We start from the raw sequence: 19,871 nt of genomic DNA on the forward strand, positions 1-19,871 counted from the left end.
TGCACGATGAGTCGCCTGAAGCAATGGCTTCTTCGCCAGCGTTTCTTCTATGTGCTTATGGGGCTGAAGTACTACCTCGGCAACAATGTCGTTGCCCGCTTTCCGATCGAATGTGTTCGCCGGTTCTATCTGACCCGCGTGCTCAAGGTGGCGATCGGCAAGGACACGCACGTCAGCATGCGCTGGTTCGTCACCGGTTATCCGGTGCGCGCGCACGTCAGCATCGGTGACAACTGCGTGATCAACCGGGAGGTGTATCTGGATGGCCGGGTAGGCGTGGTTGTTGGAAACAACGTCAATGTTTCCTTCCAGACCTGCATCCTCAGCCTGCACCATGACCACAACGCACCGACCTTTCCCGCGATTGGCGGCGTGGTCACCATCCAGGACCATGCCTGGATCGGTGCCCGCGCCACCTTGTTGCCGGGCGTGACCATCGGCGAAGGTGCCGTGGTTGCGGCGGGTGCGGTCGTGGCACGCGACGTGGCACCGTATGAGGTGGTGGGTGGCGTACCCGCCCGAAAGATCGGTGAACGCAACCGGGATATCCAGTACCTCACCAGGTTCTCACCGTATTTTGATTCGGATATCTTCGATGAAACCGCAGGTTAAGAAACAAGTCCTCGTGTTCATGCTGGCGCCTTCGCTGCCGGCGGTGACGGGGGGCGACATCTATGCGGTGAACGCAGTTCTGCCGTTCGCCGAGGAGATCGACTACCACCTGTTCTGCTACGTCGGCGGCGACGCCGACCGACGCAAAGTCGAGCAGCATCGCGCGCTCTACGACAAAGTGTTCCGGTCGGTCCATCTCGAGCCTCGTCCGAAGATGCCGTTCGAGCTGCCCAAGGTGCAGCGAGCCCTGTCGATGGCGCGGCAGGCACTGCAGGGTCTGCCTTTCATCGATGCCAGCTACTACAGCCGCAGTGCCGTTGCGGCTGCACGTCGCATCGTCCGGGAACAGGGCATCGATGCGATCGAGGTCAACTCGACCCATCTGGCGTTCTTCCGTCGATTCTTGCCACAGGTGCCGGGCATCCTGCTGAGCCACAACATCGAAGCTGACATTTTTCCGTTCTGGATGCCGGCAGGCCTGACCGGATGGAAGCTGCGTTTCATGGAATGGGTTGCCAGCCGAAGCCGGCGAGCCGCGAAGGCTGTCGAGATCGACAATGCCTTCGGGTTCTCGGCGATGACCTTCATCTCTCGCCATGACATGTCGCGGGTTACCGACAAGGTCCCGCGCTACCTCATGCCGCTGCACTTTCCGTTGGGTACCACGCGTTTTGAAGACAAGCCGGATGATGTCTTCCACGTACTGTGGATGGGAGGCTTTGGCTGGTACCCGAATGCGGAGGCGGTGACCTGGTTTGCCGAGAAGATCCATCCGCTGCTGGCAGGCCAGTTGCAGGAGCGGAAGATTGTTCTGCACTTCTGCGGCGGCAATCCTCCGGAGGCGCTGCAGGCATTGCATGACGGGCGCAACGTTCTCGTGCATGGCTTCGTCGACGACCTGCAATCGCTGCTGGACAAAGCGCATCTGCTGATGGTGCCACTGCTGTCCGGCGGCGGCATCCGCGTCAAGATCGTCGAGGCGATGTCTGCCGGCATCCCGGTACTCAGCACCAGCAAGGGGTGCGAGGGCATCGGCGCGACCGACGGCGTGGACATCCTGGTGCGTGATGACGCAGAAGGGTTTGCCCGTACATTGCTGGAATGCGCGCAGGACCGAGCGCGACTGGCAGCTCTGTCGGCGGCAGGGCAGGATCTCATGGCGCGCGAGTATTCACAGCAGGCAAGCCTGGACGCCAAGCGAGCCGCCTATCGGCATGCGGGGGTGATGTGATGCAGGCAGCAGATACGCCGTTGACGGCTGCGCCGGTGGTTTCGGTACGTGGTGTCGGCAAGGTCTTCCGCATTTTCGACCGTCCGGCGCAGCGCCTGTTGCAGCCGGCAGCAAACCGGCTCCGGCGCCTGGTGGGCATGCAGCCGCAGCCGGCGCGCGTGTTCCATGCGTTGGACGACATCAACTTCGACATCGCGCCGGGCGAAACTGTTGGAATCATCGGCCGCAATGGCAGCGGCAAGTCGACGCTGCTGCAGATCCTGGTCGGTACGTTGCAGGCCAATACCGGCAGCGTGACCGTCAACGGGCGGGTATCGGCGCTGCTGGAACTGGGCGCTGGTTTCAACCCGGAATTCAGCGGGCGCGACAACGTCTACCTGGCAGGTGCCATCATCGGCCTGGGTTCGGCGGACATGACCCGCCTCATGCCTGAAATTGAAAAATTCGCCGATATCGGTGAATTCATCGACCAGCCTGTCAAGACCTACTCTTCTGGCATGTTCGTACGGCTCGCGTTCGCCGTGGCGATCCACGTGTCACCCGATATCCTGGTTGTGGATGAAGCGTTGGCAGTGGGCGACACCGCCTTCCAGACCAAGTGCCTTACCCGCATTCGCAAGATGCAGTCTGAAGGCGTCAGCATCATCTTGGTTACCCACTCCACCAATACCCTGCTGGAATACTGCGACCGGGGCATCTACCTGCGTCGCGGACGGGTCGTGCTGGACGGACCGTGCCGCGAGGTTGTCAAGAAGTATGCCGACGACCTGGTGGACGAAGAAGGCGGAGCCGTGATCTATGCGGACGAGGCCCTTGCCAGCTTGCAGGACGATGGCCTGCCTGCAGACGCTGCGGCATTGCCGGCAAGCGAAATCACCGGCGTGGAGATTCTCGACCTGCAGGGGCAGCCAAGGACGACGTTCGGCCATGGCGAACAAGTACTGGTGAAGGTCGCCATCCATGTACGCCGGCGTATCGAGCAGCCCTGCTATGGAATTCAGTTGAAGAGCGTGGATGACATCGCCCTGTGGGCTGGCACCACCCAGAACATGAGCCTTTCGCCGCTGCCGACGGAACCGGGCGATTATGTTTTCGACTGGCAGTTGACGTTGAATGTCACCGGCAACCGCTATGTGCTGGCACTGGGCATCGGTGACCTCGACACGGGCGAGTACCACCGTCACTCACGCGTGCCCTACGCGGGCCATGTGGATGTATTGCCTCAGCCCCATTCCGGTCATGGCTGGCTTGCTCCCGCCCCTCGCTTCACCGCACCAGTGAGAACTGCATGATGACGCACTCCAAGCCAGTATTCAGGGCCCTGGTCGTGGGTTTCTATGGGGCACCCAACGTGGGCGACGAGGTGCTGCTGGACCTGCTGGTCCGTCGCATCCGCGAACTGGGCGGCGAGCCGGTGGTTGCCAGCATCGATCCCTCGTTGACCCGCCGCATGCATGGTGTGGATGCCGTGCAGTTTGCCAATGTCGGGGACATCGCTCGTGCATTGATGCATTGCGACGTACTGGTGATGGGGGGCGGCGGCATCTTCCAGGACCATCATCCCTTCAACCTCGATGCGGTGTACCTCCCTTATGCGAACGACATTTCCGGCTATGCACGGCCGATGCTGCTCGCGCGGCAACTGGGAGTGCCGACAATCGTATGGGGGCAGGGGGTTGGGCCGCTGAGTTCAGAGGGCGCACGCACCCTGGTGCGCGAGTTGTTCCAGCATGCGGCCGCCGTATCCGTGCGGGATGAATCATCCAAGGCACTGCTGCGCCAGATCGGCGTGGATCGGGATATCCTCGTTGCCGCCGATCCGGGATGGTTGTTCCGCCGCTATCACCCATTGCCGGCGCAACAGGCCGCGCACGATGCAGGCCAGCCGCAGAACAAGGTACTGGCGGTGGTGGTGCGTGAATGGGACAAGGGGCAGTGGAAAACGTCCCTGGTGGAGGCGTTGCGCACTGCAGTTCCTGCAGGATGGCGGATCCAATGGGTGGCGTTCCAGGCCCATACCGAAGGCAGTGGCGCGACGTCCGACCTGCCCTTGATCGAATCGCTGCGCCAGCAGCTACCCGGGCGCAGCAATGATGAACTGATCGCACCGGCAACAACGGATGCGACCTGGCAGACAATCGCCAGCGCTGACGCGGTGCTGTCCATGCGCCTGCATGCCAGTATCCTTGCCCTGCTGGCCGGCAAGCCCACCGCAGGCCTTGAGTACGACGACAAGCTGTCGCATGCCCATGCGATGGCTGGAATGCCGTCGATTCTGAGGCTGTCGACCGACGATGGCCCGGAGCGCTTCGTGCAGGCGATCGAATCGCTGGTCACCGAAGCCTGGCGGCCGGATCCGCAGGTGGTGGACAGCCTGGAAGTGTCCGCCAGCGCGCACCTGCAGCTGCTCGACGGCTGCTCCTCCCTGCCGCCGGTGCCCCTTCGCTTCGACGCAACCTCCACAGACTGGTTGTCACTGTGGTTGCAACAGGCACTGGTCGAGCTTGAACAGACCCGGCAGCAGAGCCAACGCGCCCACGATCTACTGCTGTTCCGGGACCATCAGCTTGCCGTGCAGACGACGCAGAACACAAACCTGACGCAGCAACTTGTCGAGAAGCAAAAGAAGATGAATGAAGACATGGTCCGCCTGGATGCGGCTCAAGGCCAGCTGCAGGAGAATGCGCAGGCATTGCAGCAGATCAGGCAGGAAAGTGCGCAGGCACTGGAGCAGATCAAGGAGGAAAGTGCGCAGGCACTGCAGCAGGTCAAGGAGGAAAGTGCGCAGATGCTGCAGCAGATCCAGCAGCAGTTGGCAGGCAAGCAGGCCTATATTGATGACAAGGAGGTCTACATTGCGATCCTGCTGCAGCAAATCGAACAGGTGCAGGCCGAGCTGGCGCGCAGCCGTCAGGAGACCGCAGATGCGCTGAATCTCTGGCGTCGCCTGCGTAGGTTCCTGCAGTTGCTTCGCCGCGATCTGGTGCGCCTGCTGGCCGCCCCCTTCAAGTTGGCTTCGGTCTGGAGGCGGCACGGGTTGAAGGTCGCACTGCAACAGATCCCGCGACGCATGAAGACGCTGGGTGTTCCTCAGACCGCTGCCACGCAACAGATGGCGGAACCGCCACCGCCGATGGTGCGACCGGTTCGCCGCGAACGCCTGCTGGTGATCGCCAACACGTTGACCACCGACGGCTGGCCCAACCGGGCGATGCACTTCGCGAAGGCGGGCGATCGTGCCGGCTTCTTCGTGCGCATCACCGCGGTGGATGGAAGTGCCTGGCCGGACGATGGCAGCGGCCTGCCGGCGCGTCTCGCTGTCGATGCGCACGCCTGGCTGCAGGAAGTGCGTGCCGAGGGTACTCGCGTTCTGCTTGCCGATGCATCGCCGGAGGCGCTGGGCCTGGCCCGGTCGGCACGTGAACGCGGTGCCGAAGTGATCGTCGACCTCGCTGCACTCGGTGCGGATTCTCTCTCCGCGGAACTGCGCGTCCTTACTGATCGCGTTGTCACCGGAACCCCGGAGCAGAAGGTCGATGGCCTGCCGTCGCGCTTCCTGGGCGCGGCTGGAGACAATGAAATCTTCGACTCCTACCGCAGTCATGGGCTGCCGCAGGCATATGAGGACGGGCGACAACATGTCCTGTTCGTTGTCCTCGGCGGAGACGGCGACGCCTGGCTTGATGCCGCGCTGAAGTCGTCCCCCGATCTCGTTTTCCATGTCACGGGAATGAACGTGGATGGCCGCGACAGCCGCCAGGTACGTGCCCTCGATTGGTCGTGGCAGCCGCAGCAGATGGCTCCGCTGATCGCCGGCGCGCATGCGGTTGTCATCGTCGGCGGGGCCGGGGACCGCACGCGCCTTGCCGACCTGTCAATGGCGGCGCTGCTGCTGGAGAAGCCGGTGTTTGTCGATGCGCTGCCGTCATTCGCACCGTCGCCCAACCTGCATCGGGTGGATGCCGTGCAGCTTTCCGCACAGCTGGCCGGCGCCACTGCGTCGGAAGACTACGCATTCATCGCCCGCCACGCCTGGCTGGGCCATGTCGAGCAGTTGATGCAACCGGAGTATCCGCTGTCGGTAAGCGTGGTTGTGCTGATCCACAACAACCGCCGCATCATTGAGCGCTGCGTGAGCACGTTGCTGGAGCACGCCGGGGAATGGCTGCAGGAAATCGTGGTTGTCGATAACCAGTCCAGCGATGGCGGCGCCGAACTGGTTGAATCGCTGTACGCAGGGCATGCCAAGGTGAAGCTTGTGCGCAACAGTGAGAATGGATGCTCCTCGGGTCGCAACCTGGGCGTCAAGCATTCCACCGGCCGTTATATTGCGTTCTTCGACTCCGACCAGTGGTTGACCTCTCCGTCCTGCTTCAGTGAAGCCGTGAACATCCTGGCGGCCAACCCCGGTGTCGGCACCATCGGCTGGAATGCAGGATGGTTCGACGCCACGCGTGATGACCTGGGTGGACCCATCTCCGACTACCTTCCCAATCGCGGCATGAACAACGAGGCCCGCATCAAGGGATACCGCGATGACGTGGGTTTCCTGGGGACCAGCTGCATGTTCATTGCCCGTGACCTGTTCGAGCGTCTGGAAGGCTTCGATGTGTTCTACGACCCTACGTGCTTCGAAGACACGGACATCTGCTTCCAGGTGAAGAAGGCTGGTTATTCGGTGGCGTTCCGTGACCTGGCCGGTGTCCGTCACCAGCCGCACCAGACTACCGGCGCCAGCGAGGGCAGCGAGCGCTACAAGCAGCTGTTCAACCGCAACGCAGCCTACTTCCGCGACAAGTGGAAGGGGTATCCGGAGTTCTTCGTGGACCTCAAGTCCTGGCATTGAGCGAGGCAGAGACTGCAATGGGGTGGGGCAAGGTCAAGCGACGGCTGCTGGAAGCCATGCTGATGTTCGGCCCTGGGTTGTACAGTCGCTGGTCGATGTCACGGTCCACAGGAACACCCGCGGAGGTTCCGTCGACGGAACGCCCGCGGGTGCTCCTCGTGGACCATGATTTTCCCGAGATTGACCGTGATGCGGGATCGCGCGCGATCTCATGCTTCGCTGACCTGTTGGTCGATGCCGGCATGGAGGTCGTCTTCTGGTCGGCAACGATTGAGCCCTCCGCAGCTGGGAGAGCTGCCCTTGAAGGGAGAGGCATCACCCCATTGAGTCGACGGGAAACGGGGGCACTGGACGGATGGTTGGCGACGTTCGGAGGAAGTTTCATCGGGTCGGTGTCAAGCCGCCCACTGATCGCGGCCATGTATCTACCGGTCCTGCGCGCGGCGATTGCCGGTACTCATCTCTATTACGGGCACGACATCCACTATCTGCGGTTGCAGTTGATGCGTGCTACGTCCAAGGCCACCCTTGCCGATCATTGGCAGTGTCTGTTGATGAGAGTGGTGGAACAGCGGGCGTGGAGAAATGCCGACGTAGTTCTGTATCCCTCTAAAGATGAGGCTGAAACAGTGAACCGTTACCTTGCTGATCGCGGCTTGGCCGGGAACGGCGAGATGTTCCCGCTGTGGACCGTGGATGCAGGATCCATGCAGCACACGCCCGGCCCGGGCAAAAGATCGGGATTGCTGTTCGTTGGCAGCATGGCGCATGCACCAAACGCAGATGGTCTGGACTGGTTTCTGCACAAGGTGCTGCCCTTGCTTCAGCGGGGGGGACAGGCGCCGGTCCTCACCGTGGTGGGCTCCGGTATGGAGAACTACCGTGTGCCCCAGCATGCCTCTGACACGGTGCGTATTCTCGGTCGCATCGATGATGCTGCATTGGAGCGCTGTTACGCGTCTACGCGCCTGGTCATCGCGCCGTTGCGTTTCGGCGGCGGGGTCAAGGGGAAGGTGATCGAGGCAATAGGGCAGGGTGTTCCAATCATCTTGACCGGTGCGGCCGCGCAGGGCCTGGCTGGAGTCGAGGATATACTGCCGACTACCGATGACCCGTCGAAGTTTGCTGCTGCCATCCAGGCGCTGGATCAAGACGACCAGGCTTGGTCAGCCGCGTCTACCAAGGCGCGCCTGTTCCTGGCGGAACACTATGACCATCGTCAATTCGTGCAAAGGCTCAGGCACCTGCTGCTGCATTCCTGATCGGGAGTGAAGTCCTGTGATGCACGAGACTGTCCATGGGGCAATGTTCCCTATCGCTCGCTGGATCGGCTGCAGGTAGCCGCGCGGGCCTGCCCAACCATGCCGTTGGCTCACAAAGGATTGGCTTGGCCATCATCCAGTCGAGTAGCATTCCGCACGGGATACGACGTCTTCAGGGCAGTCAAAGAGCCGATTGGGCCCGTTCACGGCCATCGGTACCTCGGCCTGGATGATGCTAGGCCGGTCAAATTCAGTTGGGCGAATCTGGAGTTAGGGGAAGATATGGATTGGAGTAACTTGGCTGGGCGGGCGCGGTCGCAGCTGCACTCGATGTGCACTGATGCCCCGAGCCATGGCGGATTCAAGATGGTGGCTGCGCTTCTGTCCATGCTGCTCGTGGCATCCGCTTATAGCCAACTATCGAATCTGCATGTGTTCGGTCACGATGAAGTTCACTATAACCACTATTTCCAGCTGAAGCTGTTGCAGGATGGCCGGTGGCTGAACTACATCTTCAAGGATGTGCTTGTCAGTATTGACGCGTCGGCTTGGTTCGCCGCGTATATCGCCGCACATCTTTTGCTGGTCTATCGCATTGCGCGCCGCGCAGGCCTGTCGGTTGCACTGGCACTGATCATTTCGGCCGTCGTTTCGATCTCTCCGCCAGTCGTGGAACAAAGCATGTGGCCGGCCACTGCGTTCTCGGCAGTTGCAGTCCTGATCCTGGCCGAGGTGGTCACGCGGCGAGTGGCGATAGCACCGGTTGCGGTCTATGCGGCGCTCGGGATCCTTCTGTTCGGGACGATGCAGAGCTACTACTTCCTGGTCCCGCTCCTGTTCATCGGCGAATTCGCGTCCGAACAGCGGAGTGCTCGGGATCGATGGAGGTTGTGGTTGCAACACACGCTCAGCTGGGTGGGAGGGGCGGTACTCGGCGCTTTGGTCATGTCGATGATGCTGCTGCTGCTGGCAGGGCATTTCGGTCCGCAGGTGGATGACTGGCGATCGCCACATCCGGCCAAGGATCTTCCCTCTTTATGGCAGAACGTAAGCTACGTCATTGGATCATTCGGGAAGTGTGTAGCTTCCATTGGCAAGGCCTCGAACCTGGATGGTTGGTTGCTGTTGGCAACCGTGCTGCTGCTCGTTCCATTCGCCGTTCGCCGGAAGGGTTCAATCCAGATCCTGTTGACGCTCGCAATGGTCGCTGCGGCGTTCCACGCATTCTCTATTCCGTTGGCACCAGTAATTACCACGCGCAGCCTGATCGCGCTGGTACTTGGACTGGCGCTGTTTTTCGGCCTTCTTGGAGGCGGGAATCGTATCTCACGGGCGGTCGTATTCCTCCTCCTGCTGGCGGGCGGTATTGGATTCCAGGCACAGGCCCGTACGTTCCTCCAGACCCAGGTGGAAACGACCTCCTTCCTGTTTGAGAAGATCCACACGCTATTGCCATTGCCGGCAGACCGGTATTCAGTACTGGCGGTTTCCGGCCGCATGCCGGGTGGCAAAGAGCCAGCTGCCACTTTCAACAACGAATACTTGATGAATTCGGTGGTGGTGGCTACCGGGGCCAGGAGTTTTGTTGATTGCCGGACGCACGAGGCAGAAGTGTGCGCGATGGCGGTGGAAGGTGACGCCGTGAATGAAACCGGGCTGGGTGAAGGGCGACTGAGGCTCTTCCAGGATGCAAAGGGTGGCGCGGTCATCGTCTATAGCGATGACTGATCAGGCGCCGCCAGTGCGCCCGGCCCGACGTAGATCGCAGCGGCTCCCGTGCAAGGAGGTCATCGCCATTTCCTTGCTGGGGCAGCATCGTGGTGGTTTGCCGCGCTGATCTCTATCCCGCCTCGCCGGACTTTTCTCCGGCGAGGCCAGTGATACGGAGGCGACCCCATCCAGGTCCCTCCATGCAGATCATTCAGATCTGCTTCCGGTAATGTGCGTACGCTGCAACGAGCATGTCCTCGTCATTGCGTGTGGGATGCCAATCCAGAACTTCCTGCGTAGGTGCAATGTCGACCACGTAGTTGATGTCGGCGATCTGATACTGCTCCCGATGCAGCAGCGGTTTGCCCAGCTTTTCCAGAAGCGACAGGGTCATCTTCAACGGCTTGGCGGGTACCGGCACTACAATCGAGCGCGAGCCGATACGCTTGATCGTATTGCGCAGCAACTGGCGAACTGGTGGTGCATCGCCCGATCCCAAGCTCAGTGCGACGGCGGGGAATCCCTTCTCGACCGCAGCAAGAATTGCGCTGACGACATCCTCCACGGCGATCATCTGGTAGCGGTTCCGACCGCTGCCGATGGTTGGCACGGGAAGGCCAAGGTCCATCAGCCGGAACAGCTTGATCAGGATGCCAAAGCGTCCGGGGCCCACAATCATGCGTGGACGCAGGACGGTAATCAGGTAGCCCTCGGTTCGTGCTTGTTCGCACAGCTGTTCCGACGCCGCTTTGCTGCGTCCATACGGCCCCAACGGGTTGCGTCGGTGCGTTGGAGGTACAGGCAGCGATTCCGGCAGCCCGTACACCATGTCCGTGCTGGTATAGATCAAGCGTGGCTGGCGCAGTTTACGCATCCACTTCAGTACATTGGCTGTACCGGTAACGTTGACCTCGGCGAACCAGGCGTCCTGTTCTTTTGCCGGCACGGCGTTATGGAATTGCCTTGCCGCAAGATGGTGGACGACATCACCTTCATCCAATGGCACGCGCGACAGCGCCGCAGTATCCAGAATATCCAGCTGGTGATGGACGACCCTGCCGGAGAATTCTGCAGGCAGAGGCAGCAGGTCAACGGTCTGAACCTGCTGGCCCTGTGCAAGGAGGGTCCGGACGAGATGCGATCCGGTGAAGCCTGAGCCACCAATGACAATATGCTTGGTCACGGCTCAGCCCCCACGCGCGACGAGAACGACGCCAGCACAGATCAGCGCGATTCCAGCCAGCTTCATTACGCTGACCGGTTCACGGAAGAACAGATATGCAGCACCAACGACAATCACGTATCCCACGCTCAGGAAGGGATAAGCGAAACTCACCTGGACCTTGGAGAGGACGTACATCCAAAGCACGATGCTGATCGCATAGCACGACAGTCCGCTGAAGACCCACGGATTGAGGACAACGCGGATGGCGCCCTGTGCGAGCTCAAGCACGCCCTGGTTGGTCACCAGCGAAACATTCGGCATGCCTTTGCGAAGGAAAAGCTGCGCACTCGCATTGAGGGCTACGGAGAACAGAATGAGTGGGATGAATTTGAGATACATGCGATCAACTTTGGAATGATGAGGAGGCATTACCAGTGGCGTGTCGCCGCCATTACGATGATCAGCCCGGCGATGCCGACGCCCTGGCTGACGCGGTCGCGCGCTGCGAACACGATGGGGTCATCATGCATGTCGCCCCGGTGGGCGACAAACCAGGCACGGCTGATCCAGTACAGCAGCACAGGACAGAGCAGCCACAGCACTTGGGGCGTGGCGTACAGTCTGAGGCTGTCAGGGCTGTTGATGTAGAGGGCGAAGACCAGAACGCCGATGTAGCCCGCAGCTGTCCCGAATGACTGCACCAGCGGCAGATCGGCCACGGAATATCCGCGACCGGAGGCTTTCTGCTTTCCCTGCGTTGCAGCCGCGGTTAGTTCGGTATAGCGCTTGAGAAGGGCAAGGCTGAGGAAAATGAACATCGAGAACGCGAGCAGCCAGAATGACCGTGGCGAATCGATTGCAAAAGCGCCGCCGATGATCCGCACGGTGTAAAGCGCCGCCAACACCACGACATCGATCATCACGATGCGCTTGAGCGTGAACGAATAGGCCAGGGTCGTGATGAAGTAGATCAGCAGGACCAGTGCAAACGCAGGACTTGTCCACAGCGCCAGTGCGAAACCGGCCAGTGTCAACAAGGGGGTGGCGACCAGGCCATGAAACAGGGGCAAGGTCCCGGCCGCGAATGGTCGCTTCCGCTTCCGTGGATGCTGCCGGTCTGGCGCCAGATCCAGCAGGTCGTTCAGCAGGTAAACGCCGGATGCGCACAGGCCGAAGGCAAGGAAGGCGAGCGCCGCGTTTACTACGGCTTCTGGTTCGAACAGACGGTGCGCGGTAAGCAGTGGAACCAGTACCAGAAGGTTCTTCAGCCACTGGTACAGCCGCAGGGCCTTGATCCAGGTGCGGAGCCCTCCGGGCTGTCCAGGCAGGTGGTCGATCAACCGGGTTTGCGCGCGGGCCTGGTTTGCCAGCGATCCGGTGGCGTTGACGACGACAGCACCTGCGGCGTGCTTCCAGACCGGCAGGTCAACGCGGTGGTTGCCAAGATAGTCGAACCCCCGTTCCCCATAGCGCTCGACAAGGGCTTCAGCCTTGGCGTGCCCGGCCAGATTGCGGGCCCCATCGCTGGCGATGACCTCGTCAAAAACGCCGAGATGATCGGCGATCGGCTGGACCAACAGCCGGTCCGAGGCGGTGCACAGGACACGCGGACGCTGCGGTGTCGCGCGCAGCATGGCCACGACACGCTCATCGTATGGCAGGGTTTCAACCTGCAAGGCCACCCGGGAAGCGAGCTGGCGCTTAACATAGGCCTTGCCGCGCAGCAGCCAGAACGGTACCAGCAAAGCAAACAGCGGGTTGCGCGCCAGCAGGGCCAGCAGTGATTCGTACAGCAGGTCGCTACGCAGCAGCGTCCCGTCCAGATCGACGCACAGGGCTGCTCCCGGCGTCAACTCACCGGATCCAGCCGGTACATCATTGTGATGCGACATATGCCGCAGTTCCCCTCATCCAATAGTGCGGGGAGTATACGAGGGGGAGTTACATTGCGACAGATTCAGGTACCAGCGCGGGGGCGTGAAGGCAGCGCATCCCGGGACAGGCTGGAGCAGCCGGTTGAGTCGTCGCAGCCGGGGCCAAGTGCAGACGGTGCAGGGTAATCAGCTCGCAGTCCTCCGTAGCGCAGGTCGTTTGTCCAGGCACCAGCGTCAAGGTGAGCTGCCCGCCGGCGGCGCTGGACAGGCCTGCCAGGTCGATGGGGTATTCACGCGTCCCTGCTTCGATCTGAAGCAAGCCGAGCGGGGCGTCGTTGGCCAGCACCGTGAGCTCGCGAGGTGACTGCGCCGACAGTGAAAGGACTGCCTGCAGCCGGGCGGGCTCGGATGGCAGGCGCAGTCGTAGCGAGGCGGCCGCGCCACGAACGCTGCGCCCTTGGGGAGAGGGACCGTGCCAGCCACAGGAAATGAAACGATTGCTGGCATCGGCGCTGAAATCCACCGACGATCCCACAGGCAGTGCCTCGTAGGCAGGCAGCAGGGTATAGCCATCCAGTCGCACCGCAGCGTCTGGCGATACGCCGACACGGACTTCAGCCAGGGGCAGGTCTTCAGGGAATACATACCTGGCTTCCAGCATCGTCCCGTCACGTCCATCGGCCGTGTCCAGCAGCGCATGGCGGTCGTAGGTCTGTGCCCCGTAACTGGCAACGACGTCGGCCCAGGCACCGTTGGCGGGGTGGGCCACGCCCTGCAGGCTGAGGGTGTAGTTGCCTGCGCACAGATCCTGGTAGGCGCCATAGGCCAAGGTCCCTTCCGCACCCTGCGAGAACAGCTTTCCATCCATCGCTTCACCGACGATCGTATGGCTCGCATCGAAGTGGGTGCGGATGATGAAATCGTTGCGCAGCTGGGATGCCGGGGGCGCTTCGCGTGCAGCCTGCAGCAGTTCCGGCACCAACGCGCCGGCCTTGAGCGATTGTTGTGACACCACGCGAGCCGTTCCGTCAGCGCTCCCCCACAGGCACCACTCATCGGCGGGCTGTCGTTCGTCGAACGCAAAGCAACGATCAATGTAGAGGACCTGCTGGGAATCACCGCCGGCCAGAAGGTGGCCAGAGCGGATGCCGTTCGTGCCAAGCTGGGCAATTCGGCCGCGGTCATCGGCAGCGATGGCCAAGGGCGGAGTCAGCGTCTGCTTACCCAACTGGATGACGCCATCCACCAACTGCAGGTGATCGTCGATCCGGCCCAGCTCCCATAGCGTGCTGGAATAGGCCATGAAACCTGGCAGGTGGTCCTCGCTGGCATCTGGTTCCCGACCGGGTCGGACACTCAATGAAGTACCTGCGCCCTTCACGGAAAGCTGTGAGCGGCCAAAGCCGAGTGCCACTCCCCCTTGCAGGGCATCAAGCAGTGAGGCGCCCGTATCGAGGGTGGTCGCGGGTCGATCAACCTGCCTCGCGCGCAGGTCGCTGCCGAACATGAGAAGAAGGTTGCTGCGATCAGCATCTCGCAACAGGTCGGCAATGTCGTTGGGCAGGGCCAGATGGTCCGATGCAACAACAATGATTGTATTGCGAGCGTAGGGACTGGCGCGGATGCGGCGTACGAAATCAGCAACCAGTCGGTCCGAGCAATGGATTGCGTCGAGCATCGGCCTGCGCTGGCCAAGCCCCTCATAGGCGACATCGAGGCAGGCATGGGGGATGTGTCCGCTTGGATGATGTGTATCCAGAGTCAGGCCGACGAGGGCGAAAGGCGTGGTCTGCTGCGAGAGCGCAGCGAAGCGGTCCCAGAGCGCATCCAACAGGACATCATCGTGGACGCCCCATGGCGAGAAACGGTTGTCGCCCAGCTTCAGGCTCTTGAAATAGGAGCGATCGCGTACCGTGCCGAAGCCGTGGCTGGCGAGGAACTGTCCCTTTCCAGCGAAATCAGAAGCGGCGCCACCGATGAACTCGACGTCGTATCCGCGCTCGCGCAGGTGATCGGTCAGGCAGTACGCGCCAGGCAGGAAGCGGCCGATGCTTGCATAGCCATTGGCGTCCTGGCTGAGGGAAAGGGGGACGCCGCACAGGGAACTGACCATGCCGGCGATCGTCCACGTGCCGCCTTCGCGCGAGTCCACGTGCCGGAAATCCACGGCCTCGCTGCGCAGCTTGTTCAACTCTGGCGCAAGGCCAGGGAATCGCGACTCATCGAGATAGGTGCGCTCGAAGCTTTCGGCGTAGAGAATCACCACGTTGCGGTGATTCCCGAGCGGGGCGTCGGGACGTACGTACTGGTCCCCTTGTGCCGGTGCAAGACGTGCCTGCCGATCCTGGCGTACCAGTGTCGCGACGTCGTAGACGATCGGATTGAAAACCAGCGTCGCCAGCAGAGAAGCCGCGAACAGGGGACCGGCGGGTGCCCACCTCCGTGCCGAATGCAGGCGGGGCATGAAAGCGAGGGCCAGGCATGCCACCAGTGCTGCCGAAAGCAGGCCGATGGGCAAGCTGAAATCAGCGGCGCCTGCGCCGCGCATGCCTGCGCGCAGATGATAGATCACGGCGTAATCGATGCCGTTGCCACTGAGTGCATCAATGAAAAGCCAGATCGCCAGCAGTGCTCCGCAGAGCGCAGTGACCAGCAGCTTCCATCGCTGTCCATGTGTGCAATGTCGCGCAAGCAACGCGAGCATTCCGATCCATGCCGCAAAAAACAGGCATTTCATCGCCATCTGCATTCTCTCCCTCCGGTTGGAGCGATGGGAGGGGAAATGCTACAGAATCAAGACAGCGCAAAAGGCGTGTTGCAATATGCCGACATGTTTTGACGAGTGGCAGGGTGGGCAATGTCTGCCCACCCTGCGAGTTGCTACGCAGGTTTCGACTACAGCGCCTTTTCCAGCTCCGGCAGGATTGCAAACAGATCGCCCACCAGGCCGATATCGGCAATCTCGAAGATCGGCGAATCCGGATCCTTGTTGATCGCGACGATCGTGCCGGCATCCTTGATACCGGTCAGGTGCTGGATGGCGCCACTGATGCCGACGGCCACGTAAAGTTCCGGGGCGATGATCTTGCCGGTCTGGCCGACCTGCAGGTCGCTGGGCACGTAGCCGGCATCAACCGCAGCGCGCGAGGCACCGACGGCGGCACCGAGCTTGTCGGCCAGCTGGAAGATGACCTTGAAGTTCTCTTCCGAACCGACACCACGGCCACCGGAGACCACGCGCTTGGCGCTCTGCAGGTCCGGGCGGTCGCTGGCACCAGCGGCGAGGCCGACGAAGCGGGTGTGGGTCGGCAGGGCAGCATCGACGCTGGCCGCCTCGATGGTCGCGCTGCCGCCCTGGGCGGCTTCCGGCCACGAGGCGGCACGCACGGTGGCGACCACGATCTGGTCGGCCGGGGCTTCCACGGTGATGATCGCGTTGCCGGCGTAGATCGGGCGCTTGAAGGTGTGGCTGCCTTCAACGCTCATCAGGTCGGAAACCTGGTTGACGCCCAGCAGGGCGGCCACGCACGGCATCAGGTCCTTGCCGAAGGTGGTCGACGGGCCGAACACGTGGGTGTAACCCTTGGCCAGCTGCGCGATCTGCGGTGCCAGCACCTGGGCGATGGCCTGCGCGTTGGCAGCGTTGGCCACGGTCAGGACCTTGGCGACGCCAGCGATCTTCGCGGCCTCGGCAGCCACGGCAGCCGGATCGGCGGCCAGCACCAGCACGTCGATGCTGGCGCCGCTGATGGCGGCAGCAGCGCTGACGGTCTTGGCGGTGGCGGCGTTGAGCTTGCCGTCGTGGTGCTCGGCGATGACGAGAATCCTGCTCATTACAGCAACCCCTTCTGCTTGAGTGCGGCAACCAGTTCGGCCGCGTCCTTGACCATCACACCCTTGCTGCGCTTGGACGGCGCGGCGTACTGGGTGGTCTTGAAGGTGTCGGCGGCTTCAACGCCGAGGTCGGCCAGCTGCAGGGTCTCCAGCGGCTTGGCCTTGGCCTTCATGATGTCCGGCAGCTTGATGAAGCGCGGCTCGTTCAGGCGCAGGTCGGTGGTGACCACGGCCGGCAGATCGACTTCCAGCGTTTCCAGGCCGGCGTCGACTTCGCGGGTCACCGTGGCCTTGCCGTCGGCAATGTCCAGCTTGCTGGCGAAGGTCGCCTGCGGGCGCCCCCACAGCGTGGCCAGCATCTGGCCGGTCTGGTTGGCGTCGTCGTCGATCGCCTGCTTGCCCAGGATCACCAGGTCCGGCTGTTCCTTCTCGATCAGCTTGAGCAGGGTGCGCGCGGCGGTCAGCGGCTGGATGGCCTGGTCGGTGACCACATGGACGGCGCGGTTGGCGCCCATGGCCAGGCCGTTGCGCAGGTGCGCCTGGGCATCGGCCGGGGCGATGGTGGCGACCACGACTTCGCTGGCGATGCCCTTGTCGCGCAGGCGCAGGGCCTCTTCCAGGGCGATTTCATCGAAGGGGTTGGGGGACAGCTTGACGCCGTCGGTGACCACGCCGGAACCGTCCGGCTTGACCTGAATGCGGACGTTGTAGTCCACCACGCGCTTGTACGCGACGAGGATTTTCATCTGGTACGGGGTCCTTCAATAACGGAGAGAACGTCCGGTCCTCGCACAGCAACCGGTTCGGGGGTGGGACCCCGATTCTAACTGGCCTTTGTCGACCATGCGAATGCGTATGGTGAAACGGCGTCCTGTATCCACGTCGCCTGAATGGCTACTCTAGCGGCCGGTTCCGCTGCCCCGCCACATGCCTTCATTGACCTCGCCCCCTCCATACCGCCTGCTGCTGGCGATTGCCGTTGCTGGTGTGGCCATGCGCCTGCTGTTCGTGCAATGGATCCCCTTGCAGCCCGTTGCCGATTTCGGCCGCTATCTGGAGGTTGCCAGCAGCGTTGCCAGCGGTGGCGGCTTCCGGATTTCAGGCATTCCCTATGTGTCCCAGCCTCCGTTGTACCCCGGAGTGCTCGGCGCCTGGTTCATGCTCACCGGCGTGAACGTGGGCGCGGGCAAGATTCTCAATGTCCTGCTCTGGGCCGGCACGCTGGTTTCGTGGGTCGGTCTGGGGGTGCGCCTCCAGGTGCGCCCGGCCTGGCAGGTTGCCTCTCTGGCAGTGCTGGCATTCCATCCGGCGCTGGTCGCCTACAGCAATGTACTGGGTACCGAATCGCTGTCACTGTTCCTTGCCGTGTTCGGCATGCTTGTGGCGGTCGTGCGTTTTCCGGGCCGATGGCTGCTGCTGGGAGCCGTGCTGGCACTTACCGCGTTGAACCGGCCGCAGATGCTGCCGTTGCCGGGAGCCGTGGCACTGGCGTTGCTCCTGCGTGATGGGATGCGCATCGCCACCTGGCGGCGGATCAGCATGGTGGTGCTGGGTTTTCTGCTGGTACTGGGGCCGTGGACCCTGCGCAACGCAGTTCTTTTCGGCCAGTTTGTGCCCGTCAGTGCAAACAGCGGGTATGTGCTGATGGTCAACAACAACGATGCCAATGCGCATGGCGGGTGGATGCCCTTGAAGGATGTCCCCCTCCAGGCTGACGACAAGGCCCGGTTCACCGATGCTGGATTTCCCCAAGGGTTCTTCAGCGGAGAAAGCGAGGACTGGAAGCTCCGCCACTGGACGCCTGCGGCCGACGTGATTGGCTCAGCAATTGGCCGCCGTTGGATTTCCGAACACCCCGGCCGCTTCCTGGAGTTGGCGCTGCTGCGCGTGCGCGGATCGTTCGATGTCGGCAGCCTCCTGCATTGGCCGTTCCTGGAGAGAGGCGGTGCTCCGGTGTGGCTGGGTAGGTTGACGCTGGCACTCAACATTGCGTTGACGGCCTGGACGATGGTTGCGCTGCTGCGCATCTGCCTCCACCTGCGCCGCTGGCAGCCCGTTCATTGGCTTGCCGTGGCCACACTTGGCCTGGGAATGGTGTCGATCCTGCTGTTCGAGGGGCAGGGACGCTACCTCCTGCCACTGGTCCCAGGGGCGCTGTTCATCATTGCCGCCGCGGGCAGGCTACGCTTGCCCAGCCGGATCAACGCTTGATATCCCGTGGTCCTCCGAACCCTTCGCTGCAGACACGTCCCAACCCGTACCAATCAGGAGAACAGGTAGTGCCCACATGGCTCGTCACCGGCGGTGCCGGATTCATTGGCGGTAACTTCGTTCTCGAGGCCGTCGCACGCGGCGTCAAGGTCATCAACCTCGATGCACTGACTTACGCCGGCAACCTGAAGACCCTGGCCAGCCTGGACGGCAACCCGCAGCATGTGTTCGTGCAGGGCGATATCGGCGACAGCGCGCTGGTCGCCCGCCTGCTGACCGAGCACCAGCCCGATGCAGTGCTGAACTTCGCCGCCGAAAGCCACGTGGACCGTTCCATCGACGGCCCAGGCGCCTTCATCCAGACCAATGTGGTGGGCACCCTGGGTTTGCTTGAAGCGGTACGCGACTACTGGAAGGCGCTGCCGGCCGAACAAGGGGCGGCCTTCCGCTTCCTGCATGTGTCCACCGATGAGGTGTATGGCACCCTGGGCGAGACCGGCAGGTTCAGCGAAACCACCCCGTACGCCCCGAATTCGCCGTACTCGGCGTCGAAGGCCGCTTCGGACCACCTGGTGCGTGCGTTCCACCACACCTACGGGCTGCCGGTGCTGACCACCAACTGCTCCAACAACTACGGCCCGTATCACTTCCCCGAGAAGCTGATCCCGCTGGTGATCGCCAAGGCGCTGGCTGGCGAACCGCTGCCGGTGTACGGCGATGGCAAGCAGGTGCGCGACTGGCTGTTCGTGTCCGACCACTGCGAAGCGATCCGCACCGTGCTGGCCAAGGGCCAGGTCGGCGAGACCTACAACGTCGGCGGCAACTCGGAAAGGCAGAACATCGAAGTGGTGCAGGCGATCTGCGCACTGCTGGACCAGCGCCGTCCGCGCGAGGACGGCAAGCCGCGCAGCAGCCAGATCACCTATGTCACCGACCGTCCTGGCCATGACCGCCGCTATGCGATCGATGCTTCCAAGCTGAAGAACGAGCTGGGCTGGGAACCGGCCTACACCTTCGAGCAGGGCATCACCTTCACCGTCGACTGGTACCTGGACAACCAGGACTGGGTCAACGGCGTGCTCGACGGCAGCTACCGCCTGCAGCGCATCGGCACCACGGACTGAAC

The 19,871-nt window shown here is 62.4% G+C and carries 14 protein-coding genes; 8 read left to right on the forward strand and 6 right to left on the reverse strand.

Annotated features, from left to right (window positions below):
* The first annotated feature begins 6 nt into the window (after nt 1-6).
* The 6 genes from AC5P53_RS16295 (at nt 7) to AC5P53_RS16320 (ending at nt 9,679) form a co-directional block, all read left to right on the forward strand.
* On the forward strand, nt 7-612 hold the full coding sequence (locus AC5P53_RS16295) for an acyltransferase (RefSeq protein ID WP_069118025.1): 606 nt from the start codon (nt 7-9) through the stop codon (nt 610-612).
* Nucleotides 596-1,843, forward strand: a complete 1,248-nt coding sequence (locus AC5P53_RS16300) for a glycosyltransferase (RefSeq protein WP_053494791.1) — start codon at nt 596-598, stop codon at nt 1,841-1,843. Before AC5P53_RS16295 ends, AC5P53_RS16300 begins: the two co-directional genes overlap by 17 nt.
* The gene (locus tag AC5P53_RS16305) at nt 1,843-3,135 is read left to right on the forward strand and encodes an ABC transporter ATP-binding protein (RefSeq protein ID WP_053494792.1); all 1,293 of its coding nucleotides are present in this window, start codon (nt 1,843-1,845) and stop codon (nt 3,133-3,135) included. Before AC5P53_RS16300 ends, AC5P53_RS16305 begins: the two co-directional genes overlap by 1 nt.
* Nucleotides 3,135-6,689: a polysaccharide pyruvyl transferase family protein gene (locus AC5P53_RS16310; RefSeq protein WP_495227468.1), complete on the forward strand. Its 3,555-nt coding sequence runs from the start codon at nt 3,135-3,137 to the stop codon at nt 6,687-6,689. Before AC5P53_RS16305 ends, AC5P53_RS16310 begins: the two co-directional genes overlap by 1 nt.
* Nucleotides 6,686-7,951, forward strand: a complete 1,266-nt coding sequence (locus AC5P53_RS16315; RefSeq protein ID WP_126411698.1) for a glycosyltransferase — start codon at nt 6,686-6,688, stop codon at nt 7,949-7,951. Before AC5P53_RS16310 ends, AC5P53_RS16315 begins: the two co-directional genes overlap by 4 nt.
* Before the next feature lie 366 nt (nt 7,952-8,317).
* Nucleotides 8,318-9,679, forward strand: coding sequence for a glucosyltransferase domain-containing protein (locus tag AC5P53_RS16320; protein WP_188239221.1), 1,362 nt, complete (start codon nt 8,318-8,320; stop codon nt 9,677-9,679).
* Between the two features lie 193 nt (nt 9,680-9,872).
* Here AC5P53_RS16320 and AC5P53_RS16325 read toward each other — a convergent pair whose 3' ends face one another.
* From AC5P53_RS16325 to AC5P53_RS16350, 6 genes are all read right to left on the reverse strand, one after another.
* Nucleotides 9,873-10,844: an NAD-dependent epimerase/dehydratase family protein gene (locus AC5P53_RS16325; RefSeq protein ID WP_069118022.1), complete on the reverse strand. Its 972-nt coding sequence runs from the start codon at nt 10,842-10,844 to the stop codon at nt 9,873-9,875.
* Between the two features lie 3 nt (nt 10,845-10,847).
* Nucleotides 10,848-11,225, reverse strand: coding sequence for an SMR family transporter (locus AC5P53_RS16330; protein ID WP_053494798.1), 378 nt, complete (start codon nt 11,223-11,225; stop codon nt 10,848-10,850).
* Between the two features lie 29 nt (nt 11,226-11,254).
* Nucleotides 11,255-12,661 carry a UbiA family prenyltransferase gene (locus AC5P53_RS16335; RefSeq protein WP_288496539.1) on the reverse strand — a complete coding sequence of 469 codons (1,407 nt, stop codon included), beginning with the start codon at nt 12,659-12,661 and terminating at the stop codon, nt 11,255-11,257.
* 106 nt (nt 12,662-12,767) lie between these two features.
* Complete coding sequence (locus AC5P53_RS16340) at nt 12,768-15,449, reverse strand: sulfatase-like hydrolase/transferase (RefSeq protein WP_288496494.1); 2,682 nt, start codon at nt 15,447-15,449, stop codon at nt 12,768-12,770.
* Nucleotides 15,450-15,595: 146 nt separating this feature from the next.
* The gene (locus AC5P53_RS16345) at nt 15,596-16,534 is read right to left on the reverse strand and encodes an electron transfer flavoprotein subunit alpha/FixB family protein (RefSeq protein WP_014645853.1); all 939 of its coding nucleotides are present in this window, start codon (nt 16,532-16,534) and stop codon (nt 15,596-15,598) included.
* Nucleotides 16,534-17,280: an electron transfer flavoprotein subunit beta/FixA family protein gene (locus AC5P53_RS16350; protein WP_014035896.1), complete on the reverse strand. Its 747-nt coding sequence runs from the start codon at nt 17,278-17,280 to the stop codon at nt 16,534-16,536. The genes AC5P53_RS16345 and AC5P53_RS16350 overlap by 1 nt, the downstream gene beginning before the upstream one ends.
* Before the next feature lie 247 nt (nt 17,281-17,527).
* On the opposite strand from AC5P53_RS16350, the gene AC5P53_RS16355 reads away from it, so the two are divergent.
* Together AC5P53_RS16355 and rfbB are read left to right on the forward strand one after the other, a co-directional pair.
* Nucleotides 17,528-18,745, forward strand: a complete 1,218-nt coding sequence (locus AC5P53_RS16355) for a glycosyltransferase family protein (protein WP_241887260.1) — start codon at nt 17,528-17,530, stop codon at nt 18,743-18,745.
* A gap of 68 nt (nt 18,746-18,813) precedes the next feature.
* The gene (rfbB, locus tag AC5P53_RS16360) at nt 18,814-19,869 is read left to right on the forward strand and encodes a dTDP-glucose 4,6-dehydratase (protein WP_111205543.1); all 1,056 of its coding nucleotides are present in this window, start codon (nt 18,814-18,816) and stop codon (nt 19,867-19,869) included.
* The last annotated feature ends 2 nt before the right edge of the window (nt 19,870-19,871 follow it).

The organism is Stenotrophomonas sp. YJH_SMC_82 (assembly GCF_059368875.1).